General features: G+C 38.9%; 15 protein-coding genes. 11 read left to right on the forward strand and 4 right to left on the reverse strand.

Annotation, left to right across the window (positions count from 1 at the left end):
• Positions 1-4: 4 nt before the first annotated feature.
• On the reverse strand, positions 5-583 hold the full coding sequence (gene folE, locus JG738_RS00925) for a GTP cyclohydrolase I FolE (RefSeq protein WP_201337927.1): 579 nt from the start codon (positions 581-583) through the stop codon (positions 5-7).
• Positions 584-663: 80 nt separating this feature from the next.
• Between folE and tig the strand changes: the two genes are divergently transcribed.
• Genes tig through JG738_RS00955 form a run of 6 tightly spaced genes read left to right on the forward strand, consistent with a single transcriptional unit; the run spans position 664 to position 5,827 of the window.
• Positions 664-1,977, forward strand: a complete 1,314-nt coding sequence (gene tig, locus JG738_RS00930; RefSeq protein WP_201337928.1) for a trigger factor — start codon at positions 664-666, stop codon at positions 1,975-1,977.
• Complete coding sequence (gene clpP / locus JG738_RS00935; RefSeq protein ID WP_084275111.1) at positions 1,974-2,564, forward strand: ATP-dependent Clp endopeptidase proteolytic subunit ClpP; 591 nt, start codon at positions 1,974-1,976, stop codon at positions 2,562-2,564. The genes tig and clpP overlap by 4 nt, the downstream gene beginning before the upstream one ends.
• Positions 2,561-3,091 carry a peptide deformylase gene (gene def, locus JG738_RS00940; RefSeq protein ID WP_084275112.1) on the forward strand — a complete coding sequence of 177 codons (531 nt, stop codon included), beginning with the start codon at positions 2,561-2,563 and terminating at the stop codon, positions 3,089-3,091. Before clpP ends, def begins: the two co-directional genes overlap by 4 nt.
• 2 nt (positions 3,092-3,093) lie before the next feature.
• Positions 3,094-4,593 (forward strand): YifB family Mg chelatase-like AAA ATPase, encoded by a 1,500-nt coding sequence (locus tag JG738_RS00945; protein ID WP_236583174.1) that lies wholly within the window; start codon positions 3,094-3,096, stop codon positions 4,591-4,593.
• Positions 4,590-5,513: a peptidoglycan DD-metalloendopeptidase family protein gene (locus tag JG738_RS00950; protein ID WP_201337929.1), complete on the forward strand. Its 924-nt coding sequence runs from the start codon at positions 4,590-4,592 to the stop codon at positions 5,511-5,513. The genes JG738_RS00945 and JG738_RS00950 overlap by 4 nt, the downstream gene beginning before the upstream one ends.
• The gene (locus JG738_RS00955; RefSeq protein WP_084275115.1) at positions 5,435-5,827 is read left to right on the forward strand and encodes a polymer-forming cytoskeletal protein; all 393 of its coding nucleotides are present in this window, start codon (positions 5,435-5,437) and stop codon (positions 5,825-5,827) included. The genes JG738_RS00950 and JG738_RS00955 overlap by 79 nt, the downstream gene beginning before the upstream one ends.
• A 15-nt stretch (positions 5,828-5,842) precedes the next feature.
• Here JG738_RS00955 and JG738_RS00960 read toward each other — a convergent pair whose 3' ends face one another.
• The gene (locus JG738_RS00960; protein ID WP_201337930.1) at positions 5,843-6,895 is read right to left on the reverse strand and encodes a YeiH family protein; all 1,053 of its coding nucleotides are present in this window, start codon (positions 6,893-6,895) and stop codon (positions 5,843-5,845) included.
• A gap of 105 nt (positions 6,896-7,000) precedes the next feature.
• Here JG738_RS00960 and JG738_RS00965 point away from each other — a divergent pair, with 105 nt between their 5' ends.
• From JG738_RS00965 to purN, 3 genes are read left to right on the forward strand one after another with little or no spacing between them, the layout of a single operon-like run.
• Positions 7,001-7,918 (forward strand): LysR substrate-binding domain-containing protein, encoded by a 918-nt coding sequence (locus JG738_RS00965; RefSeq protein ID WP_201337931.1) that lies wholly within the window; start codon positions 7,001-7,003, stop codon positions 7,916-7,918.
• Positions 7,902-9,293: an NAD(P)H-hydrate dehydratase gene (locus JG738_RS00970; RefSeq protein WP_201337932.1), complete on the forward strand. Its 1,392-nt coding sequence runs from the start codon at positions 7,902-7,904 to the stop codon at positions 9,291-9,293. Before JG738_RS00965 ends, JG738_RS00970 begins: the two co-directional genes overlap by 17 nt.
• A complete protein-coding gene (gene purN / locus JG738_RS00975) occupies positions 9,287-9,874 on the forward strand; it encodes a phosphoribosylglycinamide formyltransferase (protein WP_370583668.1) in 588 nt (195 codons plus the stop codon). The genes JG738_RS00970 and purN overlap by 7 nt, the downstream gene beginning before the upstream one ends.
• On the opposite strand, the gene JG738_RS00980 is transcribed toward purN, so the two are convergent.
• A complete protein-coding gene (locus JG738_RS00980) occupies positions 9,810-11,078 on the reverse strand; it encodes an MgtC/SapB family protein (RefSeq protein WP_201337934.1) in 1,269 nt (422 codons plus the stop codon). The genes purN and JG738_RS00980 overlap by 65 nt on opposite strands.
• On the reverse strand, positions 11,079-15,014 hold the full coding sequence (locus JG738_RS00985; protein ID WP_201337935.1) for an HAD-IC family P-type ATPase: 3,936 nt from the start codon (positions 15,012-15,014) through the stop codon (positions 11,079-11,081). It abuts the gene before it with no gap.
• Between the two features lie 119 nt (positions 15,015-15,133).
• Between JG738_RS00985 and JG738_RS00990 the strand changes: the two genes are divergently transcribed.
• Both JG738_RS00990 and JG738_RS00995 read left to right on the forward strand, forming a co-directional pair.
• Positions 15,134-15,994, forward strand: a complete 861-nt coding sequence (locus JG738_RS00990; RefSeq protein ID WP_201337936.1) for a DNA adenine methylase — start codon at positions 15,134-15,136, stop codon at positions 15,992-15,994.
• Positions 15,995-16,070: 76 nt separating this feature from the next.
• Positions 16,071-16,850, forward strand: a complete 780-nt coding sequence (locus tag JG738_RS00995; protein WP_084275125.1) for a thiazole synthase — start codon at positions 16,071-16,073, stop codon at positions 16,848-16,850.
• The last annotated feature ends 10 nt before the right edge of the window (positions 16,851-16,860 follow it).

The raw sequence follows: 16,860 nt of genomic DNA on the forward strand, positions 1-16,860 counted from the left end.
GATTTTAAAATCTCCTATTTTGCGGAGCATTGATAAGACTAAAAAATTCCTCGCGGGTTTTGATGTTTTCTTTGAAAATACCGCGTAAAGCAGAACTTACAGTAGTTGAACATATTTTTTCAACGCCTCGCATCTCCATACACATATGACGTGCTTGAACTACTACGCCTACACCTTTGGGTTTAACAGTTTCCATGAGTGCATCGGCTATCTGCTCTGTCATTTGCTCTTGGATTTGGAGTCTTCTTGCATAAACATTGACCATGCGAGGAATTTTTGATAGACCCACCACTTTACCATCTGGAATATATGCTACATGTGCACGTCCAATGATTGGCAAAAGGTGGTGCTCGCATAATGAGTAAAACTCAATATCGCGCACGAGAACCATCTCATCATTGGTAGAGGTAAAGAGGGCTTCACCCAATACCTCTTTGGGATCTTTGTGATAGCCTTCGGTAAGATGCAAAAAGGCTTTGTAGACCCGTTCAGGCGTCTTTATCAAACCCTCTCTTTGTGGATCTTCGCCAATAATTTCTAAAATTGTTTTGACTGCTTTAACAAACTCCTCTTTACGATCCATACCTGCTCCGTTAATGTTTTTTAGATTTTATCACAATATTTTGATAAAATAAGAGTTAAAATTTTTTCAAAAGGACATAGATGGAGCTACAAGCTACAAAAGTTGACAATGCCAATGCGAAAGTAGAAGCAAAAATCGCAAGAGAAGAGATAGAGAAAAAATCAAATAAAATTGCGAATCAACTAGCAAAAACGATGGATATTCCCGGATTTAGAAAAGGGAAGGTTCCTGTTGCTATCGTAAAGAAGAGATATGGTGAGAAGATTGAGCAAGATGCTGAAACTGAACTGGTTCGAGAAGCTCTTGATAAAGCGTTAGAAGATCTTGAAATTGCAAAAGAGAGTATGTTAGGTGAGCCTCGATTTACGAAGTTTGAGAAGAAAGATGAATTTATCGAAATGGAGTTAGAGATAGGTTTTAGACCTGAAATTGCGCTTGAAAACTATGAAGAGCTTATTCCCGAGTTTGAAGAGCCTCAAGTAACTGATGAAGAGGTTGAGACAAGACTCAAAGAGCTTGCAGAAGCGATGGCGCAGTTTGTAGAAAATCCAAAAAGAAAAGTGGCCAAAGAGGGCGATATGGTGGTAATCGACTTCAAAGGTACTTTGGAAGATGGCACAGAAATTGAGGGAGGCAGTGCCCAAAACTTTGAACTACGCCTTGGCAGTGGACAGTTTATTCCTGGATTTGAAGAGCAAGTTGTTGGAATGAAAAAGGGAGAGACAAAAACAATTGAAGTTACATTCCCAGAGGATTATCCTAACAAAGAGCTTGCTGGGAAAAAAGCAAAGTTTGAAGTAACTCTCCATACTATTAAAGAGAAAGAGCCAGTAGAAATTAATGATGAGCTTGCTAAGAAGATGCTTCCACAAAATCCTGATGCCACAGTAGAGGTACTCAAAGAGGAGATTAAAAAGCAGATAAAAAGTGAAAAACTCTCAAAACTCTACAATGAAGAGCTCAAACCAAAGCTTATGGAAGCATTGGTAGAGAAATATGCTTTCGATCTCCCTCGAAATATTGTTGACCAAGAGATAGATGTGCAGCTCAATAATAAAGCTGCTTCTATGAATGAAGAGGAGATTAAAGAGCTGCGTGAAAACAAAGAAAAAGTTGAAGCACTCCGTGAAGAGTTGCGCCCTGAGGCTGAAAAGAGTGTAAAAGCTACTTTCATAGTGGATGCTTTGGCAAAAAAAGAGGGCGTAAGCGTGGATGATCAAGAGGTAGTGCAGACAATTTACTATGAAGCTTTACAAATGGGAAAAAATCCTCAAGAGATACTTGAAGCGTATCAAAAACAGGGATTGTTGCCAGCAATTAAGATGGCGATGATTGAAGATAGACTATTGACACATCTTCTCAATAAAAAGATGAAAAAAGAGGAAGCTGCATGAGTTACTACATTCCTTACGTCATAGAACGTACAGGGCGTGGTGAGAGAAGTTACGATATCTATTCACGGCTTCTCAAAGACCGCATTATAATGCTCAGCGGAGAGATTAATGATGCTGTAGCTTCATCTATTGTTGCGCAGCTACTTTTTTTGGAAGCAGAAGATCCAGACAAAGATATCTATCTCTATATCAACTCTCCTGGGGGTGTGATTACAAGTGGGATGAGTATTTATGATACTATGAACTATATCAAACCAGATGTAGCAACTATCTGTATTGGACAGGCTGCAAGCATGGGAGCCTTTTTGCTGAGTTCTGGTGCAAAAGGTAAACGCTATGCTCTGCCACATGCAAGAATCATGATTCATCAGCCTCTTGGAGGTGCCCAAGGACAGGCTACTGATATTGAGATCCAAGCAAAAGAAATTTTACGCCTCAAAAAGATTCTCAATGAAATCTTAGCGCAAAATACTGGGCAAAGTGTGAAAAAGATTGCTAAAGATACAGAACGAGACTTTTTCATGAGTTCCGAAGAAGCAAAAGAGTATGGACTCATAGATCAGGTTTTAGAAAAAAGTGCACGATGATAAGAGAGATTATCACATATCCCGATAGACGTCTTTTCATGCGTTCAAATGAGGTGGAGAGCTTTGATAGTGAGCTCCACAAACTTCTTGATGATATGTATGAGACGATGATAGCCAAAAACGGCATAGGTCTTGCTGCTATACAGGTAGCGGTACCTTTGCGTGCTCTCATAATAAATCTGCCTGACGAAGAGGGAAAGCAACACAAAGAAGATCTGCTTGAGCTCATCAATCCTGTGATAATAGAGAGTAAGGGAACGCAAATCTATACTGAAGGGTGCTTGAGCGTTCCAGAGTATTATGAAGATGTAGAAAGAGCTGAGTGGGTGAGGGTAGAGTATCAAGATAGATTTGGAAACAAAAAGAGCCTTGAAACTGATGGGCTTCTTGCAGTTGCAGTGCAGCATGAGATGGATCATCTTGATGGACATCTCTTTATTGAAAAACTCCCTTATCTAAAAAGAAAGAAGTTTGAAAAGGAGTGGAAAAAGAAGAGAACTGCTAAAAAAAGTGGTGTGAAGGTATAATTTTGAAAAAGTTTCTTTGCGCCACACTTGATGGTGTGGAGGCAAGAAGAGTAGAAGTAGAGAGTAGTTTCACACGTGCACTTCCATCATTTAGCATAGTAGGACTTGCGAGCAACTCTATACAAGAAGCAAAAGAGAGAGTCAAAGCTGCACTCCTTGCTAACGATTTTACATTTCCTCCACTCAAAATCACTATCAATCTCTCCCCTAGCGATCTTAAAAAGAGCGGTAGCCATTTTGATCTTGCTATAGCTTTGAGTGTTGCGTTGCAAAAAGAAAAAATTGCACTTGATGAAATGTATGTTTTTGGAGAGTTGGGACTTGATGGAACAGTTAAAGATACTTTCCAACTCTTTCCTCTTCTACTTTCTCTTTCTCAAAAACCCTGCAAAGCTATTGTGCCACAAGAGAGTGTAAGTAAACTCATAAATATTCCTAATCTCACTCTCTATCCAGTTGCTTCACTTCAAGAGGCAATTACAATGCTTCGCAGTGGAGAGTTGCAGCCAGCAAAGAGTGAAAAGTATAACTACCCCTATATACGATATAAACAAGAAAAATTTTACTATATAGATGCATATCCATATGATTTTGTCGAAGTTCGAGGACAAGAGATCGCTAAAAGAGCAGCTCTTATAGCAGCAGTAGGCATGCATAATATATTGCTAGAAGGGAGTCCTGGCTGCGGTAAGAGTATGATTGCAAAGAGACTGCGCTATATCTTGCCACCTATGCAGATGAGTGAGATTTTAGATGTTGCAAAAAGTGAGGCTTTAGAAGGAAAAGAACCAGATTTTTTGCCTGTGCGCCCCATGCGCTCTCCCCATCACAGCAGTACAAAGGCTAGTATATTTGGTGGGGGAAGTAGTGGTGCTAAGCCTGGAGAGGTTGCATTAGCAAACAAGGGAGTTCTCTTTTTTGATGAATTTCCCCACTTTGCAAAATCTGTGCTTGAAGCGTTGCGTGAGCCATTACAGGATGGAAAACTCCTCATTTCTCGCGTTAATATGAAAGTTGAATATCCGACGGAGTTTATGTTTGTTGCAGCGCAAAATCCTTGCCCCTGTGGTAATCTCCTTAGTAAACACCACTCTTGTAGATGTACTGATCTGGAGTTGCAACGCTATAGAAATAGACTCTCCGCACCACTTTTGGATCGCATTGAGATCTATGTACAGATGCAAGAGGTAGATCCCAAAGATACCTCTTCCATAACATCAAAGCAGATGCATGAAATTGTTAAAAAAGCTTTTATATTTCAAAAGAGTAGAGGGCAAGAGAAGTTTAATGCAAAATTGGATGAAGGTGATTTGGAACGTTATTGCCTCCTTGAAGAGGATGCAGAAATTTTATTACAAAAAGCTGCTCAAAATTTTTCTCTCTCTTTCCGTGCAATCAATAATATCAAGAAAGTAGCAAGGTCTATAGCAGATATTGAAGAGCGACCATTTATTGGCAAAAAAGATATCCTTGAAGCTCTTAGTTTTAGAAAACGAACATGAAAAATAGATATATAATTACAATTACTACCGTTAATGGTACCAAGCACTATAATGTACGACATATAATCAAATATATTCTTGCAGCACTACTCTTTTTAATTGTGACTGTTATTACTGCTGGATATTTTTATATCGATTTTCTTAAAAGCAAAATTGTAAAAATTGAAAATGAAAAAGTAACTCTTATAAAAGATAAAAAGAGATTGCAAAAGGATATTGTCAAACTCAATAGTAATATTGCACAGCTTAATCTCGAATTAGTAGATAAAAAACATAATCTAGAAGAGCTAGGCTCGAAGATTAACGATCTTGAAGAGCAGTTGGGCCTTGTTAATGAGGAGTTTTTTGGAAAAGTAGATTTGAAAGCCCTAAGTATGAGAGATAAAACAAAGATTTTACAGCTCATTCCTTCAGGCAGACCGGTAAAAGATTTTAGAATTACCGCAGGTTTTGGTTGGCGTAGGCATCCAATTCTTAAAAAAAGAGAGTTTCATCCAGGTATAGACCTTGCTGCAAAAGGGAAAGTACCAATTTATGCTACTGCAGATGGAGTTGTCACAGATGCAGCTTATAATAGATATGGCTATGGAAACATTATCAAAGTAGCGCATATTGATGGATTTTCTACTATTTATGCCCATCTGAAAAAACGGCTTGTTAAAAAGGGAGATTTCGTCCATAAAGGCGATATTATCGGATATATGGGAAGTACAGGGCTCACTACGGGGAAGCATCTTCATTATGAAGTACGATTTAACAAAAAACCGTTAAATCCGCTACAATTTATACGTTGGAATGTAGAAAAGTTTGATACTATATTTGAAAAAGAGAGGCGAGTACCATGGGAATCTTTGGCAAAAGCGGTAAAAGTGATGCTCTCTCAAAAGAGACAACACTCATCTCCAAAAGTACAAAAATAGTTGGAGAAATTATTCTCGAATCTAACCTCCATATAGATGGTGATGTGGAAGGAACTATCTCTTCTAGTGCTGTAGTCTCTATAGGAAAAACTGGGAAATTTAAAGGTGATATTAAAGCTGTAGATGTTGTTGTCAATGGGGTTGCTAATGGAAAAATTGAAGCAGCCTCTTTAGAGATTTTGAGTGGTGGAAGAGTTATTGGTGAAGTGTTCGTAGAAAATATTACTATTCAGAATATGGGAATTTTTAATGGCATCTGCCATCAAAAAGAGGAAAAACTGCAAGAACCGCAAAAAATCGAGCTTAAAAAGTAGCCAAGAGGTGCCTTCTTAGGCACCAAAGATTGCTACTACGCCTTTTGTTATAAAGTAACCACCAACCATAAGCCATACAGCCATGAGAAGTGCTAAGAGCACAGGTTTTGCACCGGCTTGTTTAAATTTTTCTACACTTGTTTCCATTCCAAGAGCTGTCATTGCCATAGTAAGCAAAAATGTATCAAATTGATTAATACTAGCAATAATAGGTTTAAGGCTCTCAATATTAACGAGAAAAGAGTTTATTCCAGCCATCACAATAAACCAAACAGCAAACCAAGGAATGGTGATATTGAATTTTTTCTCCCCTCCTGTAGCAGTCTGTGCTCCTTTTGAGATAAGAATGCCGAGGATAATGAGGAGTGGAGCAATCATCATAACACGAGTCATTTTAACAATGACAGCATCATTCATCGCTATTTCATTTACTGCTCCTCCTGCTGCAACTACTTGTGCAACCTCATGAACGGTACCGCCCACATAAATACCGTATGTGGCAGGATCCATATTGAAGAACCCTGCTTTATAGAGAGCTGGATAGGTAAACATTGCTATTGTCCCAAAAAGCACAACTGTTCCAACAGCTACAGCACTTTTATAGGGCTCAGCATTGAGTACTGGCTCAGTTGCAAGTACAGCGGCTGCTCCACATACACTTGAGCCAGATGCGGTGAGTACTGCAGTATCACGATCGAGTTTGAAGATTTTTACTCCTGCCCACCAACCAAGAATAAATGTAGTTGTAAGCATAATTGTAGAGACTGTGAGACCTGCAAGTCCCACTTCAGCAATTTGCTGGAAGGTAATGCGAAAACCATACAAAATAATAGCAAAGCGTAGAAGCTGCTTGGAGCTAAAAACAATACCTGGCACCCACTCTTTTGGAATATGCGTGCGCAAGGTATTTGCATAGAACATTCCTATGACAATACCAATAATAAGTGGACTAATAGCAAGAGCTTTGATGAAACTCACTTGTGAAATCTGTATAGCCGCTATGGTAAAGAGTGCTACAAAGAGGATACCGTTGAGCGTATATTTGATATTTTCTTTACTAAATGCCATCTCGCTCCTTTATAAAATTTGATGTTTATATTATAAACCCTTTGATTTAATAAGTAAAATAAATAAAATAATATATAATAATAAAAAATATTGAAAAGGCATCCTATGCGTTTTACATTGCGACAGATGGAACTCTTTTTAGAAGTTGCAAAAATTGGGCATCTTACGCAAGTAGCAAAAAAATTTGGCTTGAGCCAGTCAGCTGTTTCAATGTCTCTCAAAGAGCTCGAATCGATACTTGGCTGTAAGCTTTTTGAAAGAGTACAAAAAAAACTAGTACTCAATGAGAAAGGGCGAATATTTTATGAGGAGATAGAGCCCCTCATATATAGACTGCGCGATATTGAGTCAGAATTCATGTCTATGGAAAATAAAGGAAAACTCATTATTGGGTGTAGTACTACAATTGCCGATTATATTATGCCCCATATTGTATGTGAATATATGCAAGAGTACCCAGAAGTCAAGATCTCTATGAAAATAGCTAATACTTCTGAAATTGCAAAAATGGTAGAAGATGGCTTGATAGATATTGGATATATTGAAGGTGAAATCATTTGTAGCCATTGTGTCTTTACCCCTATGGGCAAAGATGAACTGGTTGTTATTACTGGTGATAAATCTTTTATGAAAAAAAAGGAATATTTTATAGATAATCTCCTCAATAAAAAGTGGATTTTACGTGAAGAGGGGAGTGGAACGAGAAGTGAATTTATGAAACAGTTAGGAAAATTTGCAAATGAGCTCAATATATATCTTGAACTACGTCATACAGAGGCTATTATTAATGTCCTCAAAGAGGTTGATGAGAGTTTAAGCTGTGTGAGTAAGATAGCAGTGAAAAAGTATCTTGAAAATGGAGAGTTGTATGAGCTTAAAATTAAAGGTTTTGAATTTGGAAGAGATTTTTATCAGGTATACCATAAAAGCAAATATCAAAGCGAACTCTTCAAAAAATTTAGCCTCTATGCAAGAAGTAGATTTGCCCAAATATTAGGAGATAAATATGCGCAATCTGTATGAGAGTGTAACAAAACTTGATCATCGCTGCTATGATCTGTATCAGTTGCCAGAAGATATCTTGATGGAGCATGCTGCTTATGCAATTACTGATCAGATTAAGGAACGGTTTGAGCCAGGAGCAAAAGTACTTATTGTTGCAGGGCCTGGAAATAATGGCGGAGATGGTGTAGCGTGTGCTAGGCAGCTACTTGGTGAATATGATGTGCATCTTTTTATGCCTTATGGTGCGAAGAGTAGTATGTGTAAGCTACAGCTTGAGCGATTTTACGCGTGCGGAGGGGAACTTAGTGAGAATTTAACTGATGCAGATATAGTTGTGGATGCTCTCTTTGGAAGCGGTCTTTCAAAACCTCTTAATGAAGAGAGCCAACACATTATAACGAGGCTTAATGAGCTACAAGGCTTTAAAATTGCATGTGATATTCCAAGTGGGATAGATAGTAAGGGTAATCCTCTTCCGGTTGCTTTTGTGGCTGATCTCACTATCACGATGGGTGCTATGAAACTATCACTCTTTATGGATTTGGCAAAAGATTATATAGGTCAAGTAATCGTTGCAGATCTGGGAGTAAGTAGCAAGCTTTATGAGAGTGAGAGTGACTACAAGCTCTTAGAAGAGAGCGATCTTAAGCCTCCCTATCGCACACGATTCAACTCCAATAAAGGCACTTATGGTCACTTGGCACTTATTGCAGGAGAAAAAGAGGGTGCAGCAATCATGGCAGCTCTTGCAGCTTTACGCTATGGAGTAGGGCTAGTAACATTAGTCACTTGTGAAAAGATTCAAGTACCTTATGAGCTCATGCACTCATCACATCTACCGCCAAAGACTACAGCTCTTGCAGCTGGTATGGGGCTTGGGATGGAGTATAGTGATGAGGATCTTGAGGAGTTTTTGCATAAAGATCTTCCTATGGTAATAGATGCAGACCTCTTCTATAGCTTCAAAATCCAAGAGATAGTCAAGCGAGAAAAGGTAGTGCTTACTCCTCATCCAAAAGAGTTTGGTGTTCTTCTTAGAAATTTAAATCTAGCAGATCTGAGTGTAGAAGAGATTCAACGTGATCGTATAGGCGCAGCAAAGATTTTTACCAAGGCCTATCCAGAAGTGGTTCTCTTATTAAAAGGAGCTAATCCGATCATTGCACGAGGCGAACATTTTTTTATCAATCCGCTTGGTACAAACGCTTTGGCAAAAGGGGGAAGTGGGGATGTACTGACCGGTCTTATTGGTGCGCTTCTTGCACAAGGGTACGATCCACTAGAGGCTGCCATCCAAGGAAGCCTTGCCCATGCCATTGCAAGTAGAAAAATAGATAAAGCAAACTATGCTCTTGCTCCATCAGATCTTATAGAAGTGATTGGAAAATTATGAAGAAAATAGTTATACTCTTTAGTGGTAATGGCACTAATCTCGAGAACATTGCCAAGAAGCTGCATGACAAAGTGAAGATTGTGGCTGCAATTACCAATAACCCCCAAGCTTATGGCGTTCAAAGAGCTAAAAAACTGGGAATTCCTGTAGTCATTATTGATCATGAAAAATATGAGAGCCGTGAAGCTTTTGATGAGGTGTTAGTAAAAAAGATTAAAAAATATAAGCCAGACTTGGTAGTAATGGCAGGATTCATGCGCATCTTAAGCCCAGTTTTTACACAAAATGTCAAAAATGTTATCAATATACATCCGTCTCTCTTACCACTTTTCAAAGGTGCAAAAGCGATAGAGAGAAGCTATGCTTCAGATATGAAAGTAGCTGGAGTGACGGTACACTGGGTAAATGAAGAGCTTGATGGCGGCAAGATTATCGATCAAGCATGCTTTCACAGAGACAATGAGAGTTTGGAGGAGTTTGAAGCAAAGATTCATAAGCTAGAGTATGAACTCTACCCTAAAGTAATAGCAGATCTGCTAGATATATCCCTCCAAAAAGAGTCACTGTCACAAGGAGTGTGAATTTTGTCACACTCCAGCCAAGCTCTTTGCCTCCAAGCCAATAGGCAATAGCCAGTTTGACAAGTGTATTGGTGTAGCTAGCAAGAACTATTCCAGTAAGTGAAGCTTCAAGACTCAAGCGCTGCTCTTTTGCCATTTCACTCAAAGACAGTGTGATTGCATCTACATCAGTAATTCCTGAAATTATAGAGACCACATAAACACCAATATCTCCATATTTTGTCTCAACGAATGCTATAGCTCCATAGATGATACCAAACAAAATACCAAATTTGATAGCTTCAGAGAGTTGTAATGGGTTTTTTTCTAAAGATGGGTTGTGGAATTCTATATTTGTTACAGGAGCTTTACGATAGAGTCTGTAAACATACAAAGCTCCTGCCGATGCAGTTATAAGATATGGAATTGCTACAACAATTGCTAGTTTTGGATGAATAATGAGTGTTTCAATGAAGACACGGATAAACATAAATGTCCACGAAATACCAATACCAGCAGTATAGATGCCAAGAAGGAGACTATTTTTTGGATAGATATCACTAAGAGTAATTGTTACAGCAGTAGAGGAGATAAGACCTCCTGCAGCTCCTGTAATGAGTACACCGTGTCTGTGTCCCAATGTTTTAATAGCTACATATCCTACAAAACTAAGTCCAGCGATGATAATAGCCATAAGCCACGTTTTATAAGGATTAAAAAGATGATAAGGGCCTATCATCTTATTTGGCAGTAGCGGGAGGATGACAAAGGTCATCACAAGTAGCAGTACAACTGCATTGATATCGGTTGCTGAAATATTCTTTTCGATTTGTTGCAATTTTGGTTTGATTTCAAGCAGTACCACTATGATGACAGTTAAAAAAAGAGCATAATTCTCCAGTCTATACCAGACCATAAGTCCCAAAATGAAAGTAATAAGAGCTGCGATTTGTGTTGTAATGCCTATTTTGTTAAGAGTACGGACTTTAAAAATATAAGTAAGTGAAATGAAAAGAGTTATAGCTATGAAAGTAGCGAAAATAAATCCTAATACCTTCGTCTCCAGCCATCCACTTAAAAAGCCAGCTAATGAAATGAGGGCAAAGGTACGTGTGCCCATGAACACTTGTTCATCTTTAAGAATATAGGTAAGTGAGCGTTGCAATCCTATCATGATACCGATTGCAAGTGCATAGAAGAGGAGTTTTAGCAATTGATAATCCATTTAACTCCTTTTTTTAAGTACCCACCATTCAAACCATTTATACAATTCTACAATAATAAAAATTGGGACAGCAACTTCAAAGATAAGCAACCAATCTTTGAGTTGCAGTGGCACTGTATGAAGTGCGTTTTGTAAAAACGGTACATAGACTGCAGCTACTTGTGCTCCAACCGTGAGGGTCCAAGCAAGGAGTAGCCATGGATTGGAAAAAAAGCCAATAACCGGCATTGGTGCATGAAGGCTTCGGTAGTTGAAGACATTCATCTTTTCTAAAATAATAATACCTGTAAAGGCGACAGTTTGCGCTAACGGAATAGCTTCATTTTGTGGTAATCCCAAAGAGAGATAGTGGTGGAAGAGCCAAAGTGTGCCAAAACCGATATAGGATCCTAGCAAAAGAATCATTATAATACCACGCAGCTGCAAAAATGGAGCATTCACAGCCTGGGGTGGTCTTTTCATAATGCCGGCTTCTGCAGGTTCTACACCCAAAGCCACTGCAGTCATTCCGTCAGTCACAAGATTCATCCAAAGTATCTGCACAGGAAGCAAGATAAGTGGGCCTCCCAGTAAAATATTGACAAAAATGGCAATCACTTCACCGGTATTGGAAGAGAGCAGATATGTGACAAATTTTTTGATATTGTCATACTGGCGTCTTCCCTCTTTGACTGCTTTGATGATGGATGCAAAATTGTCATCGAGCAAAATAATATCTGCTGCTCCTTTTGCCACATCTGTTCCTCTAAGCCCCATGGCTATGCCTACGTCTGCTTTTTTGAGTGCTGGAGCATCATTGACTCCATCTCCTGTCATTGCGACAATGAGTCCCTCTTTTTGCAAGATATCGACGATGCGAAGTTTGTCCTGTGGTGCTACGCGAGCAAAAATCACATCCTCTTTGATGGCTTTATGTAAAGCATCATCATCCATTGTGGCTAATTCATTGCCGGTGATGGCTCTTGTTGCCTTGAGACCGATCTCTTTTGCAATAGCCAGAGCTGTCAAAGGGGCATCTCCGGTGATCATAATCACTTTGATGCCAGCTTCTTGAGCCGTTTTGATAGCTTCTGGAACTTCAGGACGAGGAGGATCGATAATGCCTACAATACCAAGAAGTACGATATCTTTTTCTGCATCGTCTGGATCAAGCTTTATAGAATCTGGAACAATTCTATATCCGAGCGCAAGGGTCCGGAGCCCACTTTTTGCATATTGGATATAAGCCTCTTCAAACTGTTTTTTCATCTTTTCATCAAGCGGCTTGATGCCAGAGCCATCATCATAATATGCAGCTCTTTGCAAGAGTACTTCCGGGGCACCTTTGATATAGGCAACTCTTTTGCCGTTCTCATCGACAATCACCGTCATTCGTTTTCGCTCACTATTAAATGAAAACTCACTGATGATTTTTTCATCTTTTGGTGCTAACCAAGCTTTATATGCTGCAACTATCAATGAAACCTCTGTGGGATCTCCTATGGCATGCCACCCTTTTGTATCTTTTTGCAAGGAAGCATGATTGCAAACAAGTCCTGTGCGGAGAAGTTTTAAAAGAGCACTATCTTTTTTATAATCAATTTTTTCTCCATTTTTCTCAAAATGCCCTGCTGGATCATATCCACTTCCAGTAACTTCAAGCTCTTCATTAAAGAGCCATATTTTTTTGACTGTCATCTGATTTTGTGTGAGTGTACCTGTTTTATCAGTACAAATAACATTAGCACTTCCAAGATTTTCTGCTGCTTGCAGTCTTCTTAGCAGTGCATGGCGTTTGACCATCGCTTTGACTCCAAGAGCCAGTGTAATGGTGACAACTGCAGGCAAACCCTCGGGCACTACGGCTACAGCCAAAGAGATGCCTGTCATGAACATCTCAAAAAGATCTTTTCCAAAAAGATATCCAATTATGGCAACAAGAACGGAAATTGCGATGGAGATGATGCCAAGTTTTTTGCCTAGAACCGCTAGTTTTCGTTGCAGTGGCGTAGGAGCTTGCTCCACTTCGCTTGTGAGTTTGGCGATTTTGCCAAATTCTGTAGCCATACCCGTTGCTACAACGACCCCTTTACCATATCCATTGGTTACATTCGTTCCCATATAGGCCATATCTTTTCGCTCTGCCAAAGGGGCTTGTTGAGGAACGGGATCTATCCATTTATTGACCGGTACCGATTCGCCTGTGAGTGTAGATTCGTCTATTTTGAGATTGACAGATTCAATAAGACGAAGATCTGCCGGGACTTTGTCGCCTATTTGAAGTATGACAACATCACCAGGCACAAGGTATTTGGTCTCTATCTCTTTTTGCTCACTATTACGAAGTACTTTGCAGTGTGGTGAGAGCATTTTTTGCAATGCTTCGATCGCTTTTTCAGCTTTGAACTCTTGAATAAAACCCAAGATGCCGTTGAGGATAACAATAGCCATAATAGTCCAGCCATCACCCACTTCACCTATAGCGAAACTGATTCCAGCAGCTACAAGAAGGATAAGGATAAGCACATCAGTAAACTGCCGAAACAAGATAACATACCAAGGGATCTTTTTTGCAGAAACTATCTTGTTGGGGCCATAAACTTGCAGCCGTTTTTGCGCTTCTTCATCACTGAGTCCTTTTTTAGGATCGGTATGCAAAAGCTGTATAATTTCTTCAATCTTTTTCGCATGCCAAGGTATTGGAGCCTCTTTGATGGCTGCACGCTCTTTTGGTGTAATAGCAGGTGCAGATACAAACTCATCTTTCCATCTTGAAGCTAGCAAAGAGAATGTGAGTGGCACGATAATTGTAGAGACACTTGAAGCGGCTACTAAAGCTGTGAAGAGCTCGGTATCTATAATTTTTGCATCTAAAAGCAATTTGGCGACAATGATTTCAGTAGTAAGTCTTGCATTGAGTCCTATGCCTATCGTAATAGCCTCTTTGAGTGTAAGCTTTTTCATAGGTACCATGAGGAGGATACCTATGAGTTTTCCTACAAAGGCAGCCAAAAAGAGTAGGATTGCGAGTTCCGGAGCTTTGATAAGACCTTCAAGGTCCACACTCATTCCAATCCAAAGGAAGAAGAGAATACCAAAAAAACCGTAGCTTACAGCTTTGACTGCCTTTGTTGCATTTTCGCCAATTTCACCTGCTTTATTAAAAACAGGACGGATGATAATACCAGCTACGATTGCACCTACTACAAGACCTAGATTACTATATTCAGCAAATCCTCCAAAGATGAAAAGTGTGAGGATCATCAAGACGATGAGGTTGACTACTGTCGTTTTTGTCCATTTAGATAGAGGTACTAATATAAATTTTCTAGCAATAAAGGCTGCAGCGATGAAGATAGTTGCGTTTATTAAAATATCAGTAATCTCTTGCGACTCACTCTGAACTACTCCACTCTTCATCCCTATCCAGACAGAGACAAATGCTATGAGAAATACCTCTATGACATCATCAAGAACCCCGGCACCGACAATATAGTTACCTACTTTTGTACGAATAATATTAAATTCATCCAAAATTGGTACGATGACAGCTTCGGCTGTTGGCATACGGGTAAGGCCTATGACAAAAGCGATGAGCCAACCATAGTCAAGATAGAGCATGACAGCTACGCCCATCAAAAATGGAAAGAGAGTATTGAGTACTGTAGCCAGGATAATGTCACTACTTTGACTCTTCATCTCCTTCATATCGATCTGCAGGCCTATGAAAAAGAGCAAAAAGAGCACACCAAGATCGGCAAGTACAGTAAAGATGTTACCATTGAGTCCAGATTGCAGTATGGAGCCAATAGGTGTATAGTGGATCCCCATACCTACAAAAAGGGCAGCCAAAATTCCAGGGATTTTTAATCTCTCAAAAAAGCCAGCCAAAAAGTAGGTGAGGCCAAAGAGCAGTGCTAAAAGAAGGAGAAATTCGCCTAAAAGTTGTTCATTCATATAGCTATTATAGCACTTATAACATCAATTAATTCTTTAGTATTGTAAAAAATTAAGAATTATTTGTAAGATAATTTTATGTGGTAATATTTTAGAAAAATTTCAATGCAAAGGTTTTTATGGTTGATAGTGTAGAAAAAAAGAGTGTAGCATCGCCATTTATAAAGTGGGTTGGAGGAAAAAGAGGTTTATTAACGCAACTTCTACCTCTTATCCCAAGGAAATTTAATAACTACTTCGAGCCCTTTGTAGGTGGTGGAGTACTCTTTTTTGAGCTTTTTAATTTAGGATTATTACACAACAAAAAAGTCTATCTTTTTGATAGAAATGAGGAGCTTATTAATACATATAAGATTGTGCAAAATAAGCCCGATGAGCTTTTAGAAAAGTTAAAAGAGTTTCAAGAAAACCACTCAAAAGAGTTTTATTATGAGATGAGAGAGCTAGATAGAAGAGAGGATTTGAAAAATTTAGATAGAGTTTTACGAGCTGCAAGATTTATCTATCTCAATAGAACCTGCTTTAACGGGCTCTATAGAGTAAACAAAAAGGAGCATTTCAATGTTCCTATAGGCAGATACAAAAATCCTAAAATTTATGATGAAGATCTTATAATGAATGCCTCCCAAGCATTGCAAGGCGTGATTATCAAAGTTGCTGATTTTAGTGAGGTTTTACAATATGCTCAAAAAGAGGATTTTATCTATTTCGATCCTCCCTACTATCCGCTTAATGAAACTTCCAAATTTACCTCTTATACCGATTTAGCGTTTTTGGAAAATAAGCAAAAAAGACTTTTTGATGTGTACGAAGAATTAGATAAAAGAGGCTGTTTTGTAATGGAGAGTAACTCTGATACTAAATTTATCAAAGATTTATATAAAGAGTATACAATTGATACTGTTTATATGCATAGATTTATTAGTAAAAAAGAGGGGAGAGGAAAAATTAGTGAGGCTCTCGTAAGAGATTATATTTGAATGGAAGGGCTAAAATTTTGACACATAAGCGGTTTTCATATAAAATAAGACAAAATTTATCCTAATAGGAGTAGTGATGGCTGATATCTTAAAAATTGGAAAATATGAGTTTACAAGTAGATTGATTGTTGGGAGTGGGAAGTATCCAGATTTCAAAACTACATACGATGCTACAATAGCTAGTGGAGCACAGATGATTACTGTGGCAGTGCGACGGGTCAATATTACCGATCCAAATAAAGAGAACCTCATGGACTATTTTAAAGATAGCGATGTACAGCTTTTGCCAAACAGTGCTGGATGTACGACTGCTGAAGAGGCAATTACACTCTTTCGTATGGTAAGAGAAGCTACAGGTATCGATATTATTAAGCTTGAAATCATCGGTGATACCGAGAAGACGCTCTATCCAGATGTGATTGAGACGATTAAAGCGTGTGAAGTATTGGCAAAAGATGGTTTTACTGTCATGGCATATACAAATGACGATCCAATTACGGCTAAAAAACTTGAAAATGCTGGAGCAGCAGCTGTTATGCCACTTGCTGCACCGATTGGAAGTGGTCTTGGTATTCAAAACAGATACAATGTAGTTTTTGTCAAAGAAGCTGTGAATGTTCCAGTTATCGTTGATGCAGGGGTTGGATGTGCAAGTGATGCGGCAATTGCTATGGAGCTTGGAGCTGATGGAGTACTAACAAATACAGCTATTGCACAAGCGAAAAATCCGATCCTCATGGCTGAAGCTATGAAGCATGCAGTACAAGCAGGACGTATGAGCTATTTGGCTGGTCGAATTCCTAAAAAACCTTACGCAACAGCATCGAGCCCAAGTGAAGGGATGATACAGTTTTGATGTGCGTCTT

Source organism: Nitratiruptor sp. YY08-26 (genome assembly GCF_016593215.1).
In the GTDB taxonomy this organism is placed as follows: domain Bacteria; phylum Campylobacterota; class Campylobacteria; order Campylobacterales; family Nitratiruptoraceae; genus Nitratiruptor; species Nitratiruptor tergarcus.

Bases quoted from the DNA above. Each gene is read 5' to 3' on its own strand.
- folE (WP_201337927.1), bottom strand. From the start codon at position 583: ATGGATCGTAAAGAGGAGTTTGTTAAAGCAGTCAAAACAATTTTAGAA.
- tig (WP_201337928.1), top strand. From the start codon at position 664: ATGGAGCTACAAGCTACAAAAGTTGACAATGCCAATGCGAAAGTAGAA.
- clpP (WP_084275111.1), top strand. From the start codon at position 1,974: ATGAGTTACTACATTCCTTACGTCATAGAACGTACAGGGCGTGGTGAG.
- def (WP_084275112.1), top strand. From the start codon at position 2,561: ATGATAAGAGAGATTATCACATATCCCGATAGACGTCTTTTCATGCGT.
- JG738_RS00950 (WP_201337929.1), top strand. From the start codon at position 4,590: ATGAAAAATAGATATATAATTACAATTACTACCGTTAATGGTACCAAG.
- JG738_RS00955 (WP_084275115.1), top strand. From the start codon at position 5,435: ATGGGAATCTTTGGCAAAAGCGGTAAAAGTGATGCTCTCTCAAAAGAG.
- JG738_RS00960 (WP_201337930.1), bottom strand. From the start codon at position 6,895: ATGGCATTTAGTAAAGAAAATATCAAATATACGCTCAACGGTATCCTC.
- JG738_RS00965 (WP_201337931.1), top strand. From the start codon at position 7,001: ATGCGTTTTACATTGCGACAGATGGAACTCTTTTTAGAAGTTGCAAAA.
- JG738_RS00970 (WP_201337932.1), top strand. From the start codon at position 7,902: ATGCGCAATCTGTATGAGAGTGTAACAAAACTTGATCATCGCTGCTAT.
- JG738_RS00980 (WP_201337934.1), bottom strand. From the start codon at position 11,078: ATGGATTATCAATTGCTAAAACTCCTCTTCTATGCACTTGCAATCGGT.
- JG738_RS00985 (WP_201337935.1), bottom strand. From the start codon at position 15,014: ATGAATGAACAACTTTTAGGCGAATTTCTCCTTCTTTTAGCACTGCTC.
- JG738_RS00990 (WP_201337936.1), top strand. From the start codon at position 15,134: ATGGTTGATAGTGTAGAAAAAAAGAGTGTAGCATCGCCATTTATAAAG.
- JG738_RS00995 (WP_084275125.1), top strand. From the start codon at position 16,071: ATGGCTGATATCTTAAAAATTGGAAAATATGAGTTTACAAGTAGATTG.